Here is a 21,773-nt window from a genome sequence, read left to right as displayed (position 1 = left end):
CACCGGAGCTACCCGCGGGTGATCAAACGGAAAATGAGCAACTTCCCGGTCAAACGCGCACGACACCGACAACAACTCCGAAACAGCCGACCACCTCACTCGAACATCACCCTCACCCCGCCCAGCACGACCCGACACCGCCGCCGACCAGCCGAAACCACCTAACCGACCGGCATTGGGGCTAGCCGACCACACCCCGCGCCGGTCGGCTCTCGCTCGCGCCGATCACGCCCCGCGCCGGTCGGCTCTCGCTCGCGCCGATCACGCCCCGCGCCGGTCGGCTCTCGCTCGCGCCGATCACGCCTCGCGCCGGTCGAGTCTCGCTCCCGCCGATCACGCCCCGCGCCGGTCGGCTCTCGCTCGCGCCGATCACGCCTCGCGCCGGTCGAGTCTCGCTCCCGCCGATCACGCCCCGCGCCGGTCGAGTCTCGCTCCCGCCGAACACACCCCGCGCCAGTCGGCTCTCGCCCGCGCCGAACATGCCTCGCGCCAGTTGGCTCTCGCCCGCGCCGACGGCTGGCGGTGCCCCTTCCCTCGGCGGGCCGTGCGTGCACGCCCCGCGCAGGTCCATGTGGGACTGGTGGCTCGTCGCGGCTCAACTCGCGCCAAACCACTCGCCGGCGGTTACCCGCCCCGATCACAGCTGGCGGAGACCAGGGGAGGCCGAGTGGTGCGGAGACGCCTCGATGTTTGTGCCTGCGGCTGTCCACGCGGGGGGACAACGCCATGCCCCCGGCCGCTTCCGGACCGAGGTCGGCAGGCCGGTCGTCGGCGGGCCTCCGGGCGAGGGCGAACCATCCAGGATTCCGCACTGCGCGGGACTCCGGGCGCATGTGCCGGGTTCCGGCTGGCCGCCGGCTCGCCTTGCGGCTGCCGGAGGTAGGGGAGGCCGGGGAGCGCGGGTTGGTGAGAGGGAGCGGTGAGCTCGTGCGGGCGCCTTGGGACGAGTACTTCAGGCGGGTGGTGGGGAGTGGGTGGTTGGGAGTGGGGTGGAGCGGGTGGGGCTGTCCTTTCCTTGTGGGCGTTGGAGGGCACTTGTCGCTTGGGCGCACTGCATATATCAAGCAACGAAATCGAACACCTGTTTGGTTCCCGGATTGGGTCGCTGGATGCGGTGAATCAGCGGGGCGCCGGTCGGGTGACTGTCCATTGCAGAGAGTCGGGTGTGGAGGGTGTGAGGCTCGATCGGGTTAGGCGGCGTGGGGGAGATGGGTGGCCGGGGCCAGGTCTTCCGGGGTGGTGATGATCAGGTTGTGGTTGAGCGGGTCCGGGTCCGCGCAGGCCGGGTCCGTGCACTCCGCGAGCCAGGTCAGCAGGGTTCCGTGGCAGTGTGCCAGTTCGGCCGAGCAGTCGGGGCAGGTCACGGGTGGCTCCGGGGTGCGGAATCGGCTGCGGGCGGAGGTGGTGGGCGGAGTGGGAACGGAAGCGGCGTGGGTGGGGGTGGTGCGTGGGTCAGGAGGCGCGCCGGGGGCGGATGGCGGCGGCTACGGCTGCCTCCAGGTCGGGGCGGGACATCTTGGAGCGGCCCTTGATGTCCAGTTCCCTCGCCCTCCGGTCGAGATCCGCCTTGCTCAGGCTACCCAAATCCTCCGCCTGCTCTTCGGAACCCGGGTCCGCGCGGCGTTTCCGCCTGCTCTCCACGCTCTTGCTCAACGCCTCGAACAGGTCCACGACCTTGGTCGGGCGGCTGGGTTCCTCGCCCGCCACCACTTCGCGGCCCTGTTTCTTGTCTTCGATCAGCTGCTCCACCCGTTGGGTGTAGGTGTCGTGGTAGTCGTGGGGGTTCCAGTCGTCGGCCATGGACTCGATGAGGTTGACCGCCATGTCGAGTTCCTTGCCGCGGGCCGGGGTGATCTCGGGCAGCGACTTCAGTTCCTTCGCCGGGTCGCGGATGTCCTCGATGAACAGCATCGTGGTCAGCACCAGCAGGTCGTCGTCGCCCGCGCGGACCGCCGTCAGGTATTCCTTGCCGCGCATGACGAACGTGGCGATGCCCGCCCGGTTGGTCTTGCGCATCGCCTGCAGCAGCAGGCCGTACGCCTTGCCGTATTCCTCTTTCGACGGTGCCAGCCAGTACGTCTTCTGGAAGTGCACCGGGTCGATCTCGTCCAGTCCCACGAACGAGGTGATGTCGATCGTGCGCGAGCGGCCGGGGGCGATCTGGTCCAGCTCCTCCGGTTCGATGATCACGTACTCGCCGCCGCCGATCTCGGCGCCCTTGACGATGTCGGAGTACGCCACCTCGGCTCCGGTGCGCTCGTTGACGCGCTTGTAGCGGATGCGGTCCGAGGTGCCCCGCTCGAACTGGCGGAAGCTGATGGTGTGGTCCTCGGTCGCCCCGAACATGTCCACCGGCACCGTGACCAGACCGAAGTTGATCGCGCCGTGCCAAACCGGTCGTGCCACCGCGGCCTCCCGAACCCCTGCGAAACCCTCGTCGGGCCCCAGTGTGGCCCATCGATCGGGCAGAAGTCCTGTTCAGCGCTCGTCGGTCACCAGTCCGGCACGCAGTGTTTCCAGCGTGCGCGCCAGCAGCCGGGAGACGTGCATCTGGGAGACGCCGATCTTCTCCGCGATCTGGGTCTGGGTCATGTTCTTGAAGAACCGCAGCATCAGGATCCGGCGTTCGCGCTCGGGCAGGCGCTCGATCAGGGGGCGCAGCGACTCGTAGTCCTCGATGCCGCCGAGCGCCGCGTCATCCTCGCCGAGGGTGTCGGCCAGCGGGTCGGAGTCGGGGTCGCCCGCGGACAGCGCCTCGTCCAGCGACACCGACTGGTACACCTGACCGGCCTCCAGGCCCTCGTACACCTCTTCGCGGCTCATCCCCAGGTGCGCGGCGATCTCGCTCGGCGTCGGCGCCCGCCCCAGCCGCTGCGACAGCTCGTTGCCCGCCGCGCTGATGGTCAGGTGCAGCTCCTTGAGCCGCCGCGGCACCCGCACCGACCAGGCCGTGTCGCGGAAGTACCGGCGCACCTCGCCCATGATCGTGGGCACGGCGAAGGACAGGAAGTCGATGCCCCGGCCCGGGTCGAACCGGTCCACCGCGTTGATCAGCCCCACGGTGGCGACCTGGGTGAGGTCGTCGCGGCCGACGCCGCGGTGGGCGAAGCGCAGCGCGATGTGCTCGGCCAGCGGGAGGTGGCCGGTGACGAGGTCGTCCCGCACGGAGTCCCGCCGCGCGTCGCCGTCGGCCAGGTCGGCCAGTTCGGCGAACAGCGGGGCCAGGTGGCTGTACTCGTGCTCGGGACCCGTGGATGAGGCCGCGCTCACCCGGCACCCGCCGTCCGGGTCAGGACCAGGGTTATCCGCACGACCGGTCTGCCGCGCGGGTCCGGTCTGACCGCGAAGCTGACCTGGTCGACCAGCGCGTCGAGGATCTGCCAGCCGAAGGTGCCGGTGTCCGGGCCCGCGTCGTCGACGGCCACGACCGAGGCGTCCACCGTCATCGCCGCCGCGGACCGGCGGAACGTCAGCTCGACCGGCTCACCGGGGGCCGCCAGCCGGATCAGCGTGGAGCACACCTCGTCCACGGCCAGCGTCAGGTCCGAGATGGTGTCCAGGTCGGCGTCCAGCATCGCCGCGGTGGAGCGCGCGACCGACCGCGCCACCGTGAGGTTCGCCTGGTCGGCGCCCAGCCGCAGCTCCACCCGCGCGGCCGACGGCACCGCGGGCGGCACCGGCCCCAGCCGCAGCTCGCCGCCGACGTCGCCGGTCATCGCGGTACCCCGGCACGCGCCCGCGCGCCCGCGCGGACGGCGCAGGTGGGCGCGGAGGAAGCGGGGGGCGGTACGGCGGTCATGTCGAGCACGTACCCCGAATCCCGCCGGGGGACACGTGCGCGTTCGAGTGCCGCTCACTTCTCGCCCCCTCCGCGTGAGCTCAGGCCCGCTGCCCGTCCGCGATCGGGCCGAGCACGTCGTACGGCGGCACCCAGCCCTGCTCCACCAGCACCCGGTACAGGTCGCGCAGCGCCAGGTCCAGCTCCGGTGTGCCCGGCGTCACCGCGGACAGTGCGCGCACCGCGTCCAGCAGCGCGGCGTCGAACGCACCGGGACCGGCGTCCGGGTCGCCGTCCGGTGCGTCCTGGCCCGTGCGGCGCCGCAGGTAGGCGTCCATCGGCTCCACCGCCGGTTCGGCGAACATGTCCACCACCAGCCGCGCCACCCGGTGCAGCTTGGTGTTGTACTGCTGGGACAGCCGCACGAGCGCGTCGAAGGCCTCCTTCGGCGAACACCGGCGCAGCACCACCAGCACGCCCATCGCCTGCTCGATCGTCGCGCGGGTGCGCAGCGCGCGCCGCAGACCGTCCAACTCGGACTGCAGCTCGGCGACCCGCGTGGTCGGGTCCGGGCTCACCGGCTCCCTCCGGCCACCGGTGGTCTTCGCACCGCGCTGCCCATGGCGGTTTTCCTCCAGATCCGCGTCCCTGTGCCTGTGTCAAAAGACCCCCGGCTCGTGCCGAACGGGGGCTCGCGATGGCGAGGGGACGCGTCGAAGGCGACCGACCCCGGGGAACCCGGCGGATCGGGCAGCACACAGCCCCTCGCTTCCCGCGAGTGCCGGGAGCCGGTGCCGCGGGGCACCGGTCCGGCGTGCTGCGGCTGCTTGCTCAACCGCTACCGGAGCACTCTAAAGATCACGTCGAACGGGGCACAAGGCAGGGTCGCCGCGCCCACCCGGCGAGTGCCACGCGCTCCCCCTACCGTGGGGCGGGCAAGCCGCACCACAAGGTGACACGGAAAGGAGCCAGACATGCTGGCGGTGACAGAGGCGGCGGCCGAGGCGATCGGCGCGCTCACGGCGCAGGACGGGATCTCCCCGACCGGTGGACTGCGGTTCACCCTGGTCACCCCCGAGGTGGACGGCGCGCCGCTGGCGGTGGCGCTGGCCCCCGAACCCGCCGCGGGTGACCAGGTGGTCACCGCGGACGCGGGCGCCCAGGTGTTCCTGGAGCCCGGCGCGGCGGAGCTGTTGTCGGACAAAGTGCTCGACGTGCGCGCCGACGAGCACGGCCAGGTCAACTTCGCGGTCCTGGAACAGGACGTCCCGCGCGGTTGAGCGGGACCCGCCGCGGGTGATCCCGGTGTGATTCGCGCGACCGGGTGATTGAAACCACCTGACGTGGGTAGCCCGGACCGGGGCGAACCGACCGGGAGGCGGAGGCGGACGTGGTGGCAGTCGGCAGGATCGCGAACACGGGCACGACCACCGGTTTGGTGACTCCGAGGGGGTCCACTCGCGTGCCCGCGCCGTTGTGGCGCGGTTTGGACCACGGGCCCGCGCTGGTGGTGCTGGTGCCCTCGGCGAGCAGACCGCGTGAGCTGCCCGCGGCGTGGCAGCCGGTGGCCCAGCGGTTCCAGATCGCGTGGTGCGCGGTGCCCACCGCGGACCCGGAGGCCCGGCTCGACCGCGTCGAGGACGTGCTGGAGACCCTGGCCGACCGCAACACTCGCACCCAGGTCGTGGCGCACACCGCGCTGACCGCGGTGGCCTGCCGCGTGGTGGCGGAGTTCCCCGGCATCGTGCGCGGACTGGTCCTGGTCGGCTCGGGCCGCGAGCCCGGGCCGACCGGCGTCCGCGTGCGCCGGGTACCGGCCGCCGACCCCGGTGACCTGAGCTCACCCGCGCTGGTGCGGGAGATCCACGCGGCGGTGGAACGCGCCGACGCGGCGGCCGGGGCCAGGTTGCGGTTAGCGGGCGTCGCGGTGCCGGGCCCGACCGGCGAGATCGCGCTGGGGCGCGTCCGGCTCGACCTCGCCAGGGGCTGACGCCCCGGCCGTGACCCGGCTCTCCCCGCGGCTCGGCTCTCCCGTCCGCCCCCGCCGGACGAGGCGAATATCGTGGGGGCATGAGCACACACTTCGACGTCGTGGTCCTCGGCGCGGGACCGGGCGGGTACGTCGCGGCGATCCGGGCGACCCAGCTCGGTCTCAAGACCGCGATCATCGAGGAGCGCTACTGGGGCGGTGTCTGCCTCAACGTGGGCTGCATCCCGTCCAAGGCCCTCCTGCGCAACGCCGAGCTGGCGCACATCCTCCAGCACGAGACCAAGACGTTCGGCATCCAGGTCGACGGCTCGATCAGCCTCGACTACGGCGCCGCGTTCAGCCGCTCCCGCACCGTCGCCGACGGCCGCGTCAAGGGCGTGCACTACCTGATGAAGAAGAACTCCATCACCCAGTACCACGGGTGGGGGAAGTTCACCGACGCCAACATGATCGAGGTCGCCGGTACCGACGGCGGCACCGAGACCATCACCTTCGGCAACGCGATCATCGCCGCCGGTGCCACCACCCGGCTGCTGCCCGGCACGGAGCTGTCCGAGCGCGTGGTGACCTACGAGGAGCAGATCCTCTCCGACACCCTCCCCGAGAGCATCGTCATCGCGGGCGCGGGCGCCATCGGCGTGGAGTTCGCCTACGTCCTGCACAACTACGGCGTCAAGGTCACCATCGTCGAGTTCCTCGACCGCATGGTGCCGCTGGAGGACGAGGAGGTGTCCAAGGAACTGCTGCGCCGCTACAAGAAGCTCGGCATCGATGTCCGCGTGGGCACCCGGGTGGAGTCCATCGACGACTCCGGCGCCAAGGTCAAGGTGACCGTGTCCAAGGGCGGCGCGCAGGACGTCATCGAGGCCGACAAGGTGCTGCAGGCCATCGGTTTCGTGCCGCGCGTGGAGGGCTACGGGCTGGAGAACACCGGTGTGCGGCTGACCGACCGCCGCGCCATCGACATCGACGGCTTCTGCCGCACCTCGGTGGACCACATCTACGCCATCGGCGACGTCACCGCGAAGCTCATGCTCGCGCACGCTGCCGAGGCCATGGGCGTGATCGCGGCGGAGACCATCGCCGGCGCGGAGACCCAGGAACTGGACTACGCGATGATCCCGCGCGCGACCTACTGCCAGCCGCAGGTCGCCAGCTTCGGCTACACCGAGGCGCAGGCCCGCGAGCAGGGCTACGACGTGCAGGTCGCCAAGTTCCCGTTCACCGCCAACGCCAAGGCGCACGGCATCGGCGACCCGGGCGGGTTCGTCAAGCTGATCAGCGACAAGAAGTACGGCGAGCTGATCGGTGGCCACCTGATCGGACCGGACGTCACGGAGCTGCTGCCGGAGCTGACCCTGGCGCAGAAGTGGGACCTGACCGTGCACGAGCTCGCCCGCAACGTGCACGCGCACCCGACGCTCGGCGAGGCGCTGCAGGAGGCGATCCACGGCCTGGCCGGCCACATGATCAACATGTGAGCACACCGCCGCCCGCGGCGCCCGCCGCGGGCGGCGGATTCCACCCTGGTGAGGGAAAAGCCGTACCTGTCCGGATGCGACAGCGCGCGATCGCCGGAGGGCGTGTGGCGCGCGGGGTTACGGTGGCCGAACGGCTCCGTCCCAGGGAAGGTTCACCCATGAGTGAGACCCGTTTCCGTCGTCAGGCCCGTCGCGCGGCGGTCGCCCTAGTGGCCGCGGCCGCCGCCTCGACCGTGGGCGCGCCGGGTGCGGTCGCGTCGCCCCTAGCGCGCTCCGTGGGCGTCGGCTTCAGCGCGGTGGCGTCCGCGGTGAACGCGAACCGCGTCCTCACGATCACCGTCACGACCGACGGGATCATCCTGCCCTGGTCGTTCAGCTTCACCCTGCCCACCGGGATCACCCGCAACGGCGCGCCCACCGACAACTGCGTGAACGGCACCATCGGCCCGCCCGTCCGCTCGGCGCGCGGCGCCGCGTCCCCCGACACCTGGTACCTCAGCGGGAACCCGATGCCGACGGAGTTCGTCTGCACGTTCACCTTCTCCGTGACCTCGGCGACGGAGGCGATCTACCAGTCGTGCCCGGGGGCCATCACCGGTCTGAGCGGGCTCTCCGGGCCGGGGTCGTGCGCCACGATCCGGTTCGAGGCACCGCACCCGCACCGCGGCGCCGTCGCCCGTTGATCTCCCCTGTCGCGGCGAGTCCGCCCGCCTGTCCTGGATGGACGGTCGACGCCGGGGGACCGGCTTGTCCCGAGTGCTCGATGCCCACCAGGGGAGGGGTTCCCATGCGCACCACCGCCGTCCGCCGCCTGCGCCGCGCCACCGTGCTGGCCGCCGCGGTCGCCTCGCTCTCGTCCGCCGTCGTCGTGCCCGCCGCCGCCAGCGCCGTCCCGAACCTGGCGGTCACCTACGAGGTCACGGCCTCGGCGGTCGGCAAGGCGCGCAACCTGGTCTTCGTCATCACCAACCCGTACAACGTCGCGGCGAGCTGGAAGTTCAACCTGCCGCTGCCGACGGGGCTCGATTTCGCGGGGGTCTTCACCTTCAGCGAGAACTGCATGTCCGCCAACGCGGCCGACGAACCCCCGCTGTTCATCCCGCCCCGCTCCGGCGTGGACGTCCCGACCGTCTACGTGGAGGGCAGCAGCTACGTCGGCGAGGCGATCTGCGTGGTCAGCGTCCCCGTCACGGCCGTCGCGGAAGGGACGTACAGCACCTGCTCCGCCAACGTGCAGGGCCTGACCAACCTCACCGCGAACTTCCTCTGCCAGACGATCCGGTTCGAGGCACAACACCCGCACTTCGCCGCCGAGTGACCCGCTGAAAGGAACCCCATGCGCGCCAAGCCCGCCCGCGCACTGGCCGCCGCCGCGGCCGTGTGCGCCGCTTCGGTGACCGTCGCCCAGCCCGCCACCGCGCTCCCCGGCACGGCGCTCGTGGCCGTCTACCCGGTCACGAAATCGGCGGTCAACACGACGCGGAACCTGCTGTTCACCATCTACAACCCCGGGGGCATGGTCCAGGGCCTCTCCTTCAACTACCCGCTGCCCGCCGGGCTCGCGTTCGCCGGGCCGCTCACCGAGTCGTGCGCCGCGATCGCGGTGGACGACGAGCCGATCCAGACCCGGAACGCGGTGCCTGCACCACGCGGGCCCCTGCCCACGGCGACCGTGTACGTCGCGGGCAACACCATCATCGGTGAGTTCTCGTGCACGGTCACCGTCCCGGTCACCTCCGCGACCGAGGCGCACTACGCGACCTGTGCCGCCGGTCTCCAGGGGCTCTCCGGCATCAGCACCTCGTTCACCTGCACGCACATCTGGTTCGAGGACCGCCACCCGCACTTCGCCGCCGAGTGACCCGCTGAAAGGAACCCCATGCGCGCCAAGCCCGCCCGCGCACTGGCCACCGCCGCGGTCGTGTGCGCCGCTTCGGTGACCGTCGCCCAGCCCGCCACCGCGGGCCCGACCCCCGGCGTCGCCGTCACCGCCGTCTACCCGATCACGAAGTCGGCGGTCAACGTGGCGCGGAACCTGGTGTTCTCCATCTACAACAACAGCGGGGTCCAGGGCATCTCCTTCAACTACCCGCTCCCCGCGGGGCTCACCTTCGCCGGGCCGCTCACCGAGACCTGCGCCTCGATCGCGGTGGACGACGAGCCGATCGTCACCCGGAACGCGGTACCGGCGCAGCGCGGGCCGCTGCCCACCGCGACCGTGTACGTCGCGGGCAACACGGTCATCGGAGAACCGGGGTGCACGATCACCGTGCCGGTCACCTCCGCGACCGAGGCGCACTACGCGACCTGCGCCGCCGGTCTCCAAGGGCTCAGCGGCATCACGACGTCGTTCACCTGCACGCACATCTGGTTCGAGGACCGCCACCCGCACTTCGCCGCCGAGTGACCCCGCCGAAAGGAACCCCATGCGCGCCAAGCCCGCCCGCGCACTGGCCGCCGCGGTCGTGTGCGCCGCCTCCGTGACCGCCGCCCAGCCCGCCACCGCGTTGCCCACCACGACGCTCACGGCCGCCTACTCCGTCACGAAGTCGGCGGTCAACGCGTCGCGGAACCTGGTGTTCACCATCTACAACGGCGGCATGGTGCAGAACTACGCCGTCAACCACCCCTTGCCCGTCGGGCTCGCGTTCGCCGGGGCGTTCACCAAGACGTGCATGTCGGGGATCGTGGACGACCAGCCCATCGAGGGCCGGAGCGCCGTACCGGCGCAGCGCGGGCCCCTGCCCACGGCGACCGTCTACGTCGAGGGCAACACCGTGATCGGTGAGCCGACGTGCACGATCACCGTGCCGGTCACTTCCGCGACCGAGGCGCACTACGCGTCCTGCACCGCGGACATCCAGGGGCGCAGCGGTATCACGACGTCGTTCTCCTGCACGCACATCTGGTTCGAGGTCCGCCACCCGCACCGGGTCGCCGAGGCGGTGTAGGTCACCGACAGCAGGGAGTCCCATGCGCACCACCCCCGCCCTCCGCGCCGCCGTGCTGAGCGCGGTGCTCGTCGCCGGTGCCGTCACCACGGCCGAACCCGCGGTGGCCGCGGTGAACCCGACGATGTCCGCCGCCTACAGCGTCAGCGCCTCGGCGGTGAACACCCGCCGATCGATCGTCTTCACGATCACCAACACGAACCCGCAGAACACCAGGTTCTACGACTGGTCGTGGAGCCTCCCATCCGGGCTCAGCCTCGCGCTCAACCAGGTGCCGCTCAGCTGGACCTGCCTGTCGATGACGGCCGACGACGAGCCGATCGAGAGCGGGCGGACCGCGCTGCCCACCGAGACGATCTACGTGGAGGGCAACACGGTCATCGGTGAGGCGTCGTGCACGCTGACCGTGCCGATCACCTCGTCGGTGGAGGGCTTCTACTCCACCTGCGGACCGGACATCACCGGTCTGACCGCGCTCACGTTCACCGCCTGCGGCTTCATCCGCTACGAAGACCGCCACCCGCACCGGGCCGCCACACCCCGGTAGCGCCCCCGGTGATCGTTAAACCGGGGGCGCCGCTTTTCCCCTGGTGCGGTGAAATCCCGGCCCGCCCGGGATGGACGCCCGACCCCGTGGACACCCTCCGCCCAGAGGCGCCCCGCAGTGCGGCGCCGCAGCCGAGGGAGGTCCCATGCGCGCGTTCCCGACCCGCCGCCCGCTCCGCGTCGCCGCCGCAGCGGTCGCCGCGAGCGCGGCCACCGCGCTGGCCGTCGCGAACGCCCCGGAGGCGTCGGCGGGTGCTGGGCTGACCCTGGAGCTCGGGTACAGCGACCGGGCCGCCGCGGTGGGCACGACCCGGGCCGTGGTGTTCACCGTGCACAACACCAACCCGCCCGACGCCCTGCCCTTCTACTGGGAGTACACCGTGCCCAACGGCCTCAGCCGGCCGCTGCCGCCGAGCACCGACTGCCTGTCGGGGACGGTGGACGACGTGCCGCCGGAGACCGACCCGGGCGGCGTCCCGGGCGGCGGCGGTATCCCGGGTGGGGACCCGCGCTCCGGCGCGACGGCGGACACGCTCTACTTCTACGGCGAGACCAGCGGTGGCCAGGTGTCGTGCACCTTCACCGTCCCGATCACCTCGGCGGTGGAGACGGCCTACTCGGTCTGCCCGCAGGACCTGGTCAACGTCGACGGGGTGACCATCGGATCGTGCGCGTTCATCAGCTTCGAGGCCCAGCACCCGCACCGGGCAGCGGGTTGAGCGGGCGCTTTCGCCCGGTGCGGTGGTTTCCCTGTCCTGAGTGGACTGCCCAGGCCCACCACCGAATGCCAGGCGGCACGGTGTCGACCACGCCGCCCGCCGTCCGGGGCCGCGGCGGGCGGCACCGACACCCTCTACTTCTCCGGGACGACCGGCGTGAGCCAGCAGCAGTGCACGCACACCATCCCGATCACCGCGGCGGTGGAGACGGTCTACACCCTCTGCGCGCAGAACCTGACCGGTCTCTCCAGGGTGAGCATGTCCGCGTGCGCGACCACCCGGTTCGAGGCCCAGCACCCGCACCGGGCGGACTAGCCCTCGGCGCGCTCGCGGGCGTCGTAGGCCAGGTCCGCGTAGTCCGGGGCGGGCTCGGTCTCCTTGAGCGTGACCATGTCCTCGGGACGCACACGCGCGGGGAGGTCGCCGAAGCGAACATGCCGCAGAAAGGCGAACTCTTCGTCCGTGAACGACTCTGCCATGGCGCCATTGTGCACGGTGATGAGTCCCGCTCACCAGCGTCCGGTTGAGAGCGCTCCTGGATGGAGTAACACGATGGTGTGATGGTCGAGAGAAATTTGCCGGTTACCAGCGCGTTCTGTTGACATCGGACAGTAGTCGAGTGAACACGCTCGGCTGATCGGCTAGCTGTGGACGTACTCAAGCAACACCTGCTGACCTGCGGCGATATCCCCCGTGGTCCGTGTTCCACGGGCCAGTTCGGACAACGGAGGAGATCCGTCATGCGCAGCATCTCCCGACGCTGGATGACCATCCCCGCAGCGGTCGCGTTGGCCGCCGGGGCCGCGGTGAGCGTGGCGCAGCCCGCCGCCGCGGTGACCTACACCTTCAACGCCCACGCCAACGCCGTGCAGACCACCGGCCTGCTCGGCGTGACCGTCGCGGGCTCGGACTACGTGGGCGCCACCCCGGGCTCCGACAGCACGAGCGTCACCACGCCCTCGCTGCCCGTCGTGGGTTCGGTGGGCTCCGCGAGCAGCCTCGCCGAGGGCACCCGGGTGGGCGCGCTGGACACCGCCCACGCCGAGGTCTCGCTGACCGACGTCGACCTGCTCAGCCTCCCGCTGGTCGGGACGGTGATCAGCGTCGACTCCATCGAGTCGACGGTGACGACCGAGGAGGTCTCGGACGGCGTCCGCGACTCCTCGGGTGGCGCCCAGATCGAGGGTCTGACCATCCTCGGCAACGCGATCCCGGACCCGAACGTGTCCCAGGACGTCTCCCTCGGCGGGCTGGGCACGGTCCACGTCAACTACGTCGACGACAACGGCAGCAGCATCACCGTGCACGCCCTCTGGATCGAGACCACCATCGGCCCGGACATCTACGTCGGCACCGCGGCCACGTCACTGACCTGACCGGGACCGGCAGCGGTTCGCCCCCGGATCACAAGCCTGGGTGATCCGGTCCGCGCCGCCGGATGAGAACGGCCCCGCGAGCGCCATTGCTCGCGGGGCCGTTGTCCGTGGGGGCACCAGCCCGGTGTTACAGCGCCTCAGACCAGGGGGCGGTCGGTCGGCTCGATGGGGCGGGGCAGGAAGGTCCGCTGGGTCAGGTAGGCGTCCACCCCGGCCGCCGCGGAGCGGCCCTCGGCGATGGCCCACACGATCAGCGACTGGCCGCGGCCCATGTCGCCCGCGGTGAACACGCCCTCGACCGAGGTCTGGAAGTCCCGGCCGCGCGCGACGTTGCCGCGTTCGTCGAGGTCGACGCCCAGGTCGGACAGCAGCGCGCCCTTCTCGGGGCCGACGAAGCCCATGGCCAGGGTGACGATGTCCGCCGGGATCTCCCGCTCGCTGCCCTCGACCGTGGTGAACCGGCCGTCCACCACGGCGACCTCGGCCAGCCGGAGCGCGCGCAGGTTCCCGTCGCCGTCGCCGACGAACTCCGTCGTGGACACCGAGTAGACCCGCTCGCCGCCCTCCTCGTGCGCGGAGGTGACGCGGTAGAGCAGCGGGTAGGTCGGCCACGGGTGCGCCTCGGCGCGGCTCTCCGGCGGCTTCGGCATGATCTCCAGCTGGGTCACCGACGCCGCGCCCTGCCGGTGCGCGGTGCCGACGCAGTCCGCGCCGGTGTCGCCGCCGCCGATGACGACGACGTGCTTGCCCTCGGCGTGGATGGGGGAGCGGTCCAGCTGACCGGCCGCCACCTTGTTCGCGGGCGGCAGGTACTCCATCGCCTGGTACACGCCCTTGAGGTCACGACCGGGGATGGGCAGGTCGCGCCACGCCGTGGCGCCGCCCGCGAGCACGACCGCGTCGAACTCCTCGCGCAGCTGGGCGGCGGTGATGTCCTCGCCGACGTTGACCCGGGTGCGGAACTCGGTGCCCTCCGCGCGCATCTGGTCGAGCCGCCGGTCCAGGCGCGACTTCTCCATCTTGAACTCGGGGATGCCGTAGCGCAGCAGCCCGCCGATGGCGTCGGCCCGCTCGAACACGACCACGTCGTGGCCCGCGCGGGTCAGCTGCTGCGCCGCGGCCAGCCCGGCGGGGCCGGAACCGACGACGGCGACCTTCTTGCCGGTCTTGGTCGTCGGGACCTGCGGGGCGATCCAGCCCTCGTCCCAGGCCCGGTCGACGATCGAGATCTCCACCCGCTTGATCGACACCGGGTCGTCGTTGATGCCCAGCACGCACGCGGACTCGCACGGCGCGGGGCACAGCGTGCCGGTGAACTCGGGGAAGTTGTTGGTCGCGTGCAGCCGCTCGGCCGCCCGCCGCCAGTCGTCGCGCCACACCAGCGTGTTCCACTCCGGCACCAGGTTGCCCAGCGGGCAACCCTGGTGGCAGAAGGGAATCCCGCAGTCCATGCAGCGGCCTGCCTGCTTCTGCACGCGCTCGTTGCCGAACTCGTCGTAGACCTCGCGCCAGTCCTTCAGCCGCAGGAAGACCGGGCGGTGCTGGGCGTTCTCGCGCTTGGTGGTCAGAAAGCCCTTGGGGTCAGCCATGTGCGGCCTCCATGATCGCCTGGTCGATGTCGCGGCCCTCGGCCTCGGCGGCGGCCCGCGCGGCGAGCACCCGCTTGTAGTCGGTGGGCATGACCTTGGTGAAGCGGGAGACCTCGTTGTCCCAGTCGGCCAGCAGCGCCGAACCGACCGCGGAGCCGGTCTCGGCGACGTGCTTGGCCACGACCCCGCGCAGGAAGTCGTTGTCCTCGGCGGTGAGCTGGTCCAGGTCGACCATCTCGGGGTTGACCCGCGCCGGGTTCAGGTCCAGCACGTAGGCGATGCCGCCGGACATGCCCGCCGCGAAGTTGCGCCCGGTCGGGCCGAGCACCACGACGCGGCCACCGGTCATGTACTCGCAGCCGTGGTCGCCGACGCCCTCGACGACGGCCAGCGCGCCGGAGTTGCGCACGCAGAACCGCTCGCCGACCTTGCCGCGCAGGAACACCTCGCCGGAGGTGGCGCCGTAGGCGATGACGTTGCCCGCGACGACGTGCTGCTCGGCGGCGAACTGCGCGTCCGGGTGCGGGCGCACGGTGATCCGCCCGCCGGACAGGCCCTTGGCCACGTAGTCGTTGCCGTCGCCGACCAGCCGCAGGGTGATCCCGCGCGGCAGGAACGCGCCGAACGACTGGCCCGCGGTGCCGGTGAAGGTCACGTCGATGGTGTCGTCGGGCAGGCCCTCACCGCCCCACCGCTTGGTGACCTCGGAGCCGAGCATGGTGCCCACGGTCCGGTTGACGTTGCGCACGGGCAGTTCCAGCGTGACCTTGTCACCGGAGTTGAGCGCGCCCTCGGCCAGCTGGATGAGCGTGTTGTCCAGCGCCCGCTCCAGGCCGTGGTCCTGGGTGACCGACTGGTGCCGGGTCGCCCGCGGCTCCAGCTCCGGCACGAAGAAGATCGGCGACAGGTCCAGCCCGGCGGCCTTCCAGTGGTCGACCGCCGCGCGGGTGTCGAGCACCTCGGCGTGCCCGACGGCCTCCTTGAGCGACCGGAAACCCAGCGCCGCCAGGTACTCGCGGACCTCCTGGGCGATGAACTCGAAGAAGTTCACCACGTACTCGGCCTTGCCGCTGAACTTCGCCCGCAGCACCGGGTTCTGCGTGGCCACGCCCACCGGGCAGGTGTCCAGGTGGCACACGCGCATCATCACGCAGCCCGACACCACCAGCGGCGCGGTCGCGAAACCGAACTCCTCGGCGCCCAGCAGCGCGGCCACGATGACGTCGCGGCCGGTCTTGAGCTGGCCGTCGGTCTGCACCACGATCCGGTCGCGCAGCCGGTTGGCCAGCAGCGTCTGCTGCGTCTCGGCCAGGCCCAGCTCCCACGGGCCGCCCGCGTGCTTGATCGACGACAGCGGCGACGCGCCGGTGCCGCCGTCGTGGCCCGAGATCAGCACGACGTCCGCGTGCGCCTTGGACACGCCCGCCGCGACCGTGCCGACACCGACCTCGGACACCAGCTTCACGTGGATGCGGGCCGCCGGGTTGGCGTTCTTGAGGTCGTGGATGAGCTGCGCGAGGTCCTCGATGGAGTAGATGTCGTGGTGCGGCGGCGGTGAGATCAGGCCGACCCCGGGCGTGGAGTGCCGGGTCCGGGCGATCCACGGGTACACCTTCGTACCCGGCAGCTGGCCGCCCTCGCCGGGCTTGGCGCCCTGGGCCATCTTGATCTGGATGTCGTCGGCGTTGACCAGGTACTCGCTGGTCACGCCGAAGCGACCCGAGGCCACCTGCTTGATCGCCGAGCGGCGCGACGGGTCGTAGAGCCGCTCCGGGTCCTCGCCGCCCTCACCGGTGTTGGACCGGCCGCCGATCATGTTCATGGCGATGGCCAGGGTCTCGTGCGCCTCCTGGGAGATCGACCCGTAGGAGATGGCGCCCGTGCCGAACCGCTTGACGATCTCGGAGACCGGCTCGACCTCCTCGACCGGCACCGGCGGGCGCAGGCCCTCCTTGAACGCGAACAGGCCGCGCAGCGTCTTGAGCGCCACCGACTGGTCGTCGACGAGCCGGGTGTAGTCCTTGAAGACCTCGTACTTCCCGGCCCGGGTGGAGTGCTGGAGCTTGAACACCGTCTGCGGGTTGAACAGGTGCGGCTCGCCCTCGCGCCGCCACTGGTAGTCGCCGCCCACGGCCAGCTCGCGGTGGTCGGCGTGCACGCCGTCTGCGGGGAACGCCACCACGTGCCGCTGCCGCACCTCCTCGGCCAGCACGTCGAAGCCGATGCCGCCCAGCCGCGAGGTGGTGCCGGTGAAGCAGGCGTCGACCACCTCGGTACCGAGGCCGAGCGCCTCGAAGATCTGCGCACCGTGGTAGGAGGCCACAGTGGACACACCCATCTTGGACATGGTCTTGCGCACGCCCTTGCCCAGCGCCCTGATCAGGTTGCGGGCGGCGGTGTGCGGGTCCACACCGGGGACGAGACCGCGCTCGGCCATGTCCTCGACCGTGGCCATCGCCAGGTACGGGTTGACCGCGGACGCGCCGTAGCCGATCAGCAGCGCCACGTGGTGCACCTCGCGCGCGTCGCCGGACTCGGCGATGAGGCTGACCTGGCTGCGGGTCTTCTCCCGCACCAGGTGCTGGTGCACCGCGCCGACGAGCAGCAGCGACGGGATGGGCGCCAGGTGCTCGTCCACGCCCCGGTCCGACAGCACGACGACCCGGGCGCCGTCGCGGATCGCGGCCGACACCTCGGCGCGGACCTCGTCGAGCTGCTCGCGCAGCGCGTCACCGCCGCCGCGCACGTCATAGCGGCCGTGGATCGTCACCGACGCGAACTCCGGCAGGTCGCCGTCGTCGTTCGCGTGCGCGATCCGGGCCAGCTCGTCGTTGTCCAGCACCGGGAACGGCAGCGTGATCCGGCGGCACGAACTCGCGTCGCCGACCAGCAGGTTCGGCTCCGCGCCCAGCTGGGTGCCCAGCGAGGTCACCAGCTCCTCGCGGATCGCGTCCAGCGGCGGGTTGGTCACCTGGGCGAACAGCTGGGAGAAGTAGTCGAACAGCGGGCGGCCCCGGCTCGACAGCGGCGCCAGCGGCGCGTCGTTGCCCATCGAGCCGATCGGCTCGGCGCCCGTGGCGGCCATCGGCCGCAGCAGCAGCGCCAGCTCCTCCTCGGTGTAGCCGAACGCCTGCTGGCGGCGCACGAGCGAGGCGTGCGTGGGCACCTCCCGCTCCCGCGCGGGCAGCGCGGCCAGCGGCAGCAGCCCCGCGGCCACCCACTCGCCGTACGGGTGCTCGGCGGCCAGCTGCCCCTTGATCTCCTCGTCGTCGATGATCCGGCCCTGCGCGGTGTCCACCAGGAACATCCGGCCCGGCTCCAGGCGGCCCTTGCGCACGATGGTGGTCGGGTCGATGTCGAGCACGCCGACCTCGCTGGCCAGCACGACCAGCCCGTCCTCGGTCACCCAGTAGCGGGCCGGGCGCAGGCCGTTGCGGTCGAGCACGGCGCCGATCTGGGTGCCGTCGGTGAACGACACCAGCGCGGGCCCGTCCCACGGCTCCATCAGCGTCGAGTGGAACTCGTAGAACGCCCGGCGGGCCGGGTCCATCTCGGTGTGGTTCTCCCACGCCTCGGGGATCATCATCAGCACCGCGTGCGGCAGGCTGCGGCCACCGAGGTGCAGCAGCTCCAGCACCTCGTCGAAGCTCGCCGAGTCGCTGGCGCCGCGGGTGATGACCGGGAAGACCCGCTTGAGGTCACCGGGGATCAGGTCGGTGCCCAGCATCGACTCGCGGGCGTCCATCCAGTTCCGGTTGCCGCGCAGCGTGTTGATCTCGCCGTTGTGCGCGACGTACCGGTACGGGTGCGCCAGCGGCCACGACGGGAAGGTGTTGGTGGAGAACCGGGAGTGCACCAGGCCGATCGAGCTGGTCACCCGCTCGTCGGACAGGTCGGGGAAGAAGGACTCGACCTGGGGCTCGGTCAGCATTCCCTTGTAGACGATCGTGCGCGACGACAGCGAGGCGAAGTACAGCCCGGCCGCGTCGTGCTCGGCGCGCTTGCGCACGCAGAACGCCAGGCGCTCCAGCGGGAGGCCGGACACGCCGTCGGCGGCGGCCAGGAACAGCTGCGCGAAGTGCGGCATCGTCGAGGCGGCGGTGGCGCCCGCGTGCTCGCGGCGCACCGGCAGCTCGCGCCACCCCAGCACGACGGCGCCCTCTTCGGCGGCGATGGCCTCGACGGTCGAGACGGCGTGGGCGCGCTCGGTCTCGTCAACCGGGAGGAACGCGGTGCCCACGGCGTAGGCGCCGGGCGCGGGCAGGGCGAAGTCGGTGACGGCGCGGAAGAACTCGTCCGGCACCTGGATCAGGATGCCCGCGCCGTCGCCGGTGTCCGGCTCGGCGCCGCGCGCGCCGCGGTGCTCCAGGTTGCGCAGGGCGACGAGGGCTTTGGCGACGATGCCGTGGTCGCGCCGACCGGCCAGGTCGGCGACGAAGGCGACCCCGCAGGCGTCGTGCTCGTACTGCTCGTCGTAGAGACCACCCTGCAGGAGGTCTTGGCGGGTCGTCATGGCTAGCGGCCCTCCCATGTGCTCTGGAACCACGCGCACTCGGGCAGGGTGAGGAGAGCGGCTGGGGGCATCGACGCGGGGACGCGCCTCACCAGCCACTCGGCCCGGTGCCGCGCGTTCTTACGGTGCGGCGGAGAAAACGTGTTCACGCCCGGGCTCGGGCGGTTGAGCGCACCTCGTCGTGCGGAAGTGGCAGCGCACCCCGTCGTGCGGCCAATGCGCGGGAGGGTGGTTCCGGTGCGGAACGCGTCACCCGCGCGGGTGTTTTCCCGGGGTCATCCGGGGGTTCTCATGACAATAGTGTGAACTCGGCGTATCCGGGATAGGCCAAGAGTGCCCCGTGGTGAAGATTACCCGGGCCCGGTGTCCACTTGACTCAGCCTACCCGGGTTTGAACAGGGGTTTTGGGTCACGGGATCGAATCGGGTCCCTTGGACGTTGGATAGGGTGACAACCGAGGTACTCGAAGGAGCGCGACCGTGCCCGTCCTGCTGGTCCTCCTGCTGGCGGTGGCCGCCGAGATCACCGTGATCGTCGCGGTCGGCAGCGCCATCGGCGTGCTGCCCACCATCGGGCTGCTGGTCCTGGCCACCGTGCTGGGCGGGGCGCTGCTGCGCCGCGAGGGCCTGCGGGCGCTGAGCGCGCTCCAGCAGGCCGTGTTCGCCCGCCGCGCGCCCGAGAAGGAACTGGTCGACGGCATCCTGATCGCCGCGGCCGGGATCCTGGTCGTGCTGCCCGGCTTCATCAGCGACGTGCTGGCCCTCCTGCTGCTGCTCCCGCCCACCCGGGCGCTGCTGCGCGAGCGGCTCATCCGCCGGGCCGAGGCGTCGCGGCCGGTGATCGTGGTCGACTCCGTGGTCGTGAACACCTCGGACGGCTCGGACACCTCAGGTCGGCCGTCGCGACCGGTGGTGATCCAGGGTGACGTTGAGGGGCAGGTTTAGACCAATGGTTCACCTCTTGGTGTGACGGTCTTGCCAGTCGGGCAAACCGGGCGGCCGGCAACGGTCAGGATCAAGGGCCATGCGTACCCTTCTGAGCGTGGCCGCCGCTCTGCTGATGACGGCCGCCGCCGTGACCCCGGCCTCCGCCGGTGGTGGGCACGGCGTCTTCGAACCCTACCGACCCGGAGCCAAAGCGGTCACCTACGACCCCGCCAAGGTGCCGGTCGGCTCCCGCGCGTCGGTCATGACCATCCCGTCCGGCCGCAAGACCACCGTGGTGCTGTGGGTGTACGGGCTGCTGCCCTACCGCCACTACGGCGCCCACGTGCACGTCAAGCCCTGCGGGCCCTCGCCCGCCGACGCCGGTCCGCACTTCCAGGACCAGGCCGACCCGGTGCAGCCGTCGGTCGACCCGAACTACGCCAACCCGCGCAACGAGATCTGGCTGGACTTCGCCACCGACGAGAAGGGCGAGGCCTTCGCCGTCTCCAACGTGCTGTGGCGCTTCGGCGACCGCCCGGCCAACGCGGTGATCATCCACGACAGCCACACCCACACCGGCCCCGGTGAGGCCGGGACCGCGGGTGCCCGGCTCGCGTGCTTCAACTCGAAGTTCTCCTCCGGGAAGTCCTGACCCGGTTCGTCCTCGACCCGCTCCGCCCGCCCGCCTGCCACGGGCGGGCGGACTCGTTCCCGGGCTCGTCGTCCAGGCGCTCCAGCAGCCACCCGGGCCCGGTGAGGCGCGCGCCCACCGCGGCGCAGCGGCCGCGCAGCTCGCGGTCGGCCGTCACCACCGTGCACCCCGGGTTGGCCGCGGCCACGTCCACGATCGTGTCGTCGCCGCTGCCGGGCGCCGAGACCACCTCCACCCCCGGCACCGGCTCGACGTGCCGGGCCTTGCCCTCGACCACCAGCACCACCCGCGGGTGGGCCGGGTCGAACGGGGGCAGGCCGGGGAAGCCGTCGGCGCGCGCCAGCCGGTCGCGCAGCCGGGCCGCCGCCCCCGCGCGGTCGCGCCACCAGCCGTCCGGTCGCGAACCCATCACGTTGGCGCAGTCCACCACCAGCACCGGCTCCCGCAGGCACTCGCGCAGCCGGGGCCACACCGCGCCCAGCGGGCCGCCCGGCGGCAGGTCGTCGACCTCGGCCACCGGCACCCACTCGGCGCCGTCGACCCCGGTCGGGTCCGCGCCGACGACCGTGACCGGCTCCGGACCGCTGCGCACCACCCCGTACGGCCGGGTCGGCCCGACCTCGGCGCTGCCGGGCAGCAGGTCCCACGTCCCGTCGGCGCCGCGCGCCAGCAGCACCCGCGCACCGGCCACCGGCAGCAGCCTGCCCGGCCGCGTCCCGTCGTCTTCCCCGTGCTCCGCCATGTGTTCGACCCGTCATCGGTTGGCCAGGATTATCGAGATGTGCGCGTGGTCCTTGGGCCTGCCCAGCAGCTCCTTGGTCCGCAGCACCACGTCGAGGTTCGCGAAGGGCAGGCCGCGCAACCGGTCGGCGGTGTCCACCACTTGGCCCACGTCCGGCCACACGCTGGGGAACCACCCGTCGAGCACCTCCACGGTCCGCGCGGCGAACCACACGTGCCGCACGCCGTCGTATGGTGCCGGTCGCGGGGTCCCGGCCGCCGCCGCGACGCGCCAGGCCACGCCCCTGGCGACCACATCGAGATCACCCGGCGCGTCGATCCAGCCCCGCGCGTACAGCGGCCAGCTCCCGGCGATGGCGTAGTCGCGCGCGGGCATGCCGATCGCCAGCAGCGCCCGGATGTGCGGGTGGTCCCGGAAGTCGATCACGACGCTCCCCTCCACGCGGGGCCATGCCGGGGACCTTCCAGGTTGCCACGGATCAGGCACCGGTGGGGGGTATCCGCAACCGTG

At 71.7% G+C, this 21,773-nt stretch carries 24 protein-coding genes; 14 read left to right on the top strand and 10 right to left on the bottom strand.

The window, feature by feature from the left end; translation table 11 throughout:
• Window positions 1–1,190: 1,190 nt before the first annotated feature.
• The 5 genes from CLV40_RS38575 to CLV40_RS33665 form a co-directional block, all read right to left on the bottom strand.
• Complete coding sequence (locus CLV40_RS38575) at window positions 1,191–1,364, bottom strand: hypothetical protein (RefSeq protein WP_181043909.1); 174 nt, start codon at window positions 1,362–1,364, stop codon at window positions 1,191–1,193.
• 88 nt (window positions 1,365–1,452) lie between these two features.
• Window positions 1,453–2,406, bottom strand: coding sequence for a non-homologous end joining protein Ku (gene ku, locus CLV40_RS33680; RefSeq protein WP_104483064.1), 954 nt, complete (start codon window positions 2,404–2,406; stop codon window positions 1,453–1,455).
• A 72-nt stretch (window positions 2,407–2,478) separates the two neighbouring features.
• A complete protein-coding gene (locus CLV40_RS33675; protein ID WP_104483063.1) occupies window positions 2,479–3,270 on the bottom strand; it encodes a SigB/SigF/SigG family RNA polymerase sigma factor in 792 nt (263 codons plus the stop codon).
• Window positions 3,267–3,716 (bottom strand): ATP-binding protein, encoded by a 450-nt coding sequence (locus tag CLV40_RS33670; RefSeq protein WP_104483062.1) that lies wholly within the window; start codon window positions 3,714–3,716, stop codon window positions 3,267–3,269. Before CLV40_RS33670 ends, CLV40_RS33675 begins: the two co-directional genes overlap by 4 nt.
• Window positions 3,717–3,879: 163 nt before the next feature.
• A complete protein-coding gene (locus CLV40_RS33665; protein WP_219824185.1) occupies window positions 3,880–4,356 on the bottom strand; it encodes an ANTAR domain-containing protein in 477 nt (158 codons plus the stop codon).
• Window positions 4,357–4,752: 396 nt separating this feature from the next.
• On the opposite strand from CLV40_RS33665, the gene CLV40_RS33660 reads away from it, so the two are divergent.
• The 11 genes from CLV40_RS33660 to CLV40_RS38570 all read left to right on the top strand — a co-directional run bounded on the left by CLV40_RS33660 (window position 4,753) and on the right by CLV40_RS38570 (window position 11,780).
• Complete coding sequence (locus CLV40_RS33660) at window positions 4,753–5,058, top strand: iron-sulfur cluster biosynthesis protein (RefSeq protein WP_104483061.1); 306 nt, start codon at window positions 4,753–4,755, stop codon at window positions 5,056–5,058.
• 182 nt (window positions 5,059–5,240) lie between these two features.
• Window positions 5,241–5,768, top strand: a complete 528-nt coding sequence (locus CLV40_RS33655) for a hypothetical protein (protein WP_104483060.1) — start codon at window positions 5,241–5,243, stop codon at window positions 5,766–5,768.
• A gap of 80 nt (window positions 5,769–5,848) precedes the next feature.
• Window positions 5,849–7,249, top strand: a complete 1,401-nt coding sequence (gene lpdA / locus CLV40_RS33650) for a dihydrolipoyl dehydrogenase (protein ID WP_104483059.1) — start codon at window positions 5,849–5,851, stop codon at window positions 7,247–7,249.
• A 158-nt stretch (window positions 7,250–7,407) separates the two neighbouring features.
• A complete protein-coding gene (locus CLV40_RS33645; protein WP_146108369.1) occupies window positions 7,408–7,932 on the top strand; it encodes a hypothetical protein in 525 nt (174 codons plus the stop codon).
• Window positions 7,933–8,036: 104 nt separating this feature from the next.
• On the top strand, window positions 8,037–8,567 hold the full coding sequence (locus CLV40_RS33640; protein WP_104483057.1) for a hypothetical protein: 531 nt from the start codon (window positions 8,037–8,039) through the stop codon (window positions 8,565–8,567).
• A gap of 18 nt (window positions 8,568–8,585) precedes the next feature.
• Complete coding sequence (locus tag CLV40_RS33635; RefSeq protein WP_104483056.1) at window positions 8,586–9,110, top strand: hypothetical protein; 525 nt, start codon at window positions 8,586–8,588, stop codon at window positions 9,108–9,110.
• Window positions 9,111–9,128: 18 nt separating this feature from the next.
• Window positions 9,129–9,656 carry a hypothetical protein gene (locus tag CLV40_RS33630; RefSeq protein WP_104483055.1) on the top strand — a complete coding sequence of 176 codons (528 nt, stop codon included), beginning with the start codon at window positions 9,129–9,131 and terminating at the stop codon, window positions 9,654–9,656.
• Window positions 9,657–9,675: 19 nt separating this feature from the next.
• Window positions 9,676–10,200, top strand: a complete 525-nt coding sequence (locus CLV40_RS33625; RefSeq protein WP_104483054.1) for a hypothetical protein — start codon at window positions 9,676–9,678, stop codon at window positions 10,198–10,200.
• A 22-nt stretch (window positions 10,201–10,222) separates the two neighbouring features.
• The gene (locus tag CLV40_RS33620; RefSeq protein WP_104483053.1) at window positions 10,223–10,747 is read left to right on the top strand and encodes a DUF7933 domain-containing protein; all 525 of its coding nucleotides are present in this window, start codon (window positions 10,223–10,225) and stop codon (window positions 10,745–10,747) included.
• Between the two features lie 145 nt (window positions 10,748–10,892).
• On the top strand, window positions 10,893–11,465 hold the full coding sequence (locus tag CLV40_RS33615; protein WP_104483052.1) for a hypothetical protein: 573 nt from the start codon (window positions 10,893–10,895) through the stop codon (window positions 11,463–11,465).
• Window positions 11,466–11,621: 156 nt separating this feature from the next.
• Window positions 11,622–11,780: a hypothetical protein gene (locus tag CLV40_RS38570; RefSeq protein ID WP_181043908.1), complete on the top strand. Its 159-nt coding sequence runs from the start codon at window positions 11,622–11,624 to the stop codon at window positions 11,778–11,780.
• Here CLV40_RS38570 and CLV40_RS38565 read toward each other — a convergent pair.
• Window positions 11,777–11,944: a hypothetical protein gene (locus CLV40_RS38565; protein ID WP_181043907.1), complete on the bottom strand. Its 168-nt coding sequence runs from the start codon at window positions 11,942–11,944 to the stop codon at window positions 11,777–11,779. The genes CLV40_RS38570 and CLV40_RS38565 overlap by 4 nt on opposite strands.
• 261 nt (window positions 11,945–12,205) lie before the next feature.
• Between CLV40_RS38565 and CLV40_RS33610 the strand changes: the two genes are divergently transcribed.
• Window positions 12,206–12,841 (top strand): choice-of-anchor P family protein, encoded by a 636-nt coding sequence (locus CLV40_RS33610; RefSeq protein ID WP_146108368.1) that lies wholly within the window; start codon window positions 12,206–12,208, stop codon window positions 12,839–12,841.
• A 137-nt stretch (window positions 12,842–12,978) separates the two neighbouring features.
• Here CLV40_RS33610 and CLV40_RS33605 read toward each other — a convergent pair whose 3' ends face one another.
• Window positions 12,979–14,430: a glutamate synthase subunit beta gene (locus CLV40_RS33605; RefSeq protein ID WP_104483050.1), complete on the bottom strand. Its 1,452-nt coding sequence runs from the start codon at window positions 14,428–14,430 to the stop codon at window positions 12,979–12,981.
• Window positions 14,423–18,943 carry a glutamate synthase large subunit gene (gltB, locus tag CLV40_RS33600; RefSeq protein ID WP_104483049.1) on the bottom strand — a complete coding sequence of 1,507 codons (4,521 nt, stop codon included), beginning with the start codon at window positions 18,941–18,943 and terminating at the stop codon, window positions 14,423–14,425. The genes CLV40_RS33605 and gltB overlap by 8 nt, the downstream gene beginning before the upstream one ends.
• 479 nt (window positions 18,944–19,422) lie before the next feature.
• On the opposite strand from gltB, the gene CLV40_RS33595 reads away from it, so the two are divergent.
• Together CLV40_RS33595 and CLV40_RS33590 are read left to right on the top strand one after the other, a co-directional pair.
• Window positions 19,423–19,887 (top strand): FxsA family protein, encoded by a 465-nt coding sequence (locus tag CLV40_RS33595; protein WP_104483048.1) that lies wholly within the window; start codon window positions 19,423–19,425, stop codon window positions 19,885–19,887.
• A 79-nt stretch (window positions 19,888–19,966) separates the two neighbouring features.
• Complete coding sequence (locus CLV40_RS33590; protein WP_104483047.1) at window positions 19,967–20,521, top strand: superoxide dismutase family protein; 555 nt, start codon at window positions 19,967–19,969, stop codon at window positions 20,519–20,521.
• Here the strand turns inward: CLV40_RS33590 and CLV40_RS39170 are convergent.
• Both CLV40_RS39170 and CLV40_RS33580 read right to left on the bottom strand, forming a co-directional pair.
• Window positions 20,490–21,263, bottom strand: coding sequence for a PIN domain-containing protein (locus tag CLV40_RS39170; RefSeq protein WP_219824184.1), 774 nt, complete (start codon window positions 21,261–21,263; stop codon window positions 20,490–20,492). The two genes, CLV40_RS33590 and CLV40_RS39170, sit on opposite strands and share 32 nt — an antisense overlap.
• Before the next feature lie 12 nt (window positions 21,264–21,275).
• The gene (locus tag CLV40_RS33580) at window positions 21,276–21,689 is read right to left on the bottom strand and encodes a hypothetical protein (protein WP_104483046.1); all 414 of its coding nucleotides are present in this window, start codon (window positions 21,687–21,689) and stop codon (window positions 21,276–21,278) included.
• Window positions 21,690–21,773 lie beyond the last annotated feature (84 nt).

The organism is Actinokineospora auranticolor (assembly GCF_002934265.1).
Classification (GTDB): Bacteria; Actinomycetota; Actinomycetes; order Mycobacteriales; family Pseudonocardiaceae; genus Actinokineospora; species Actinokineospora auranticolor.
The sequence above is the reverse complement of the archived record's forward strand: the minus strand, read 5'-3'. Positions and strand labels throughout refer to the sequence as shown.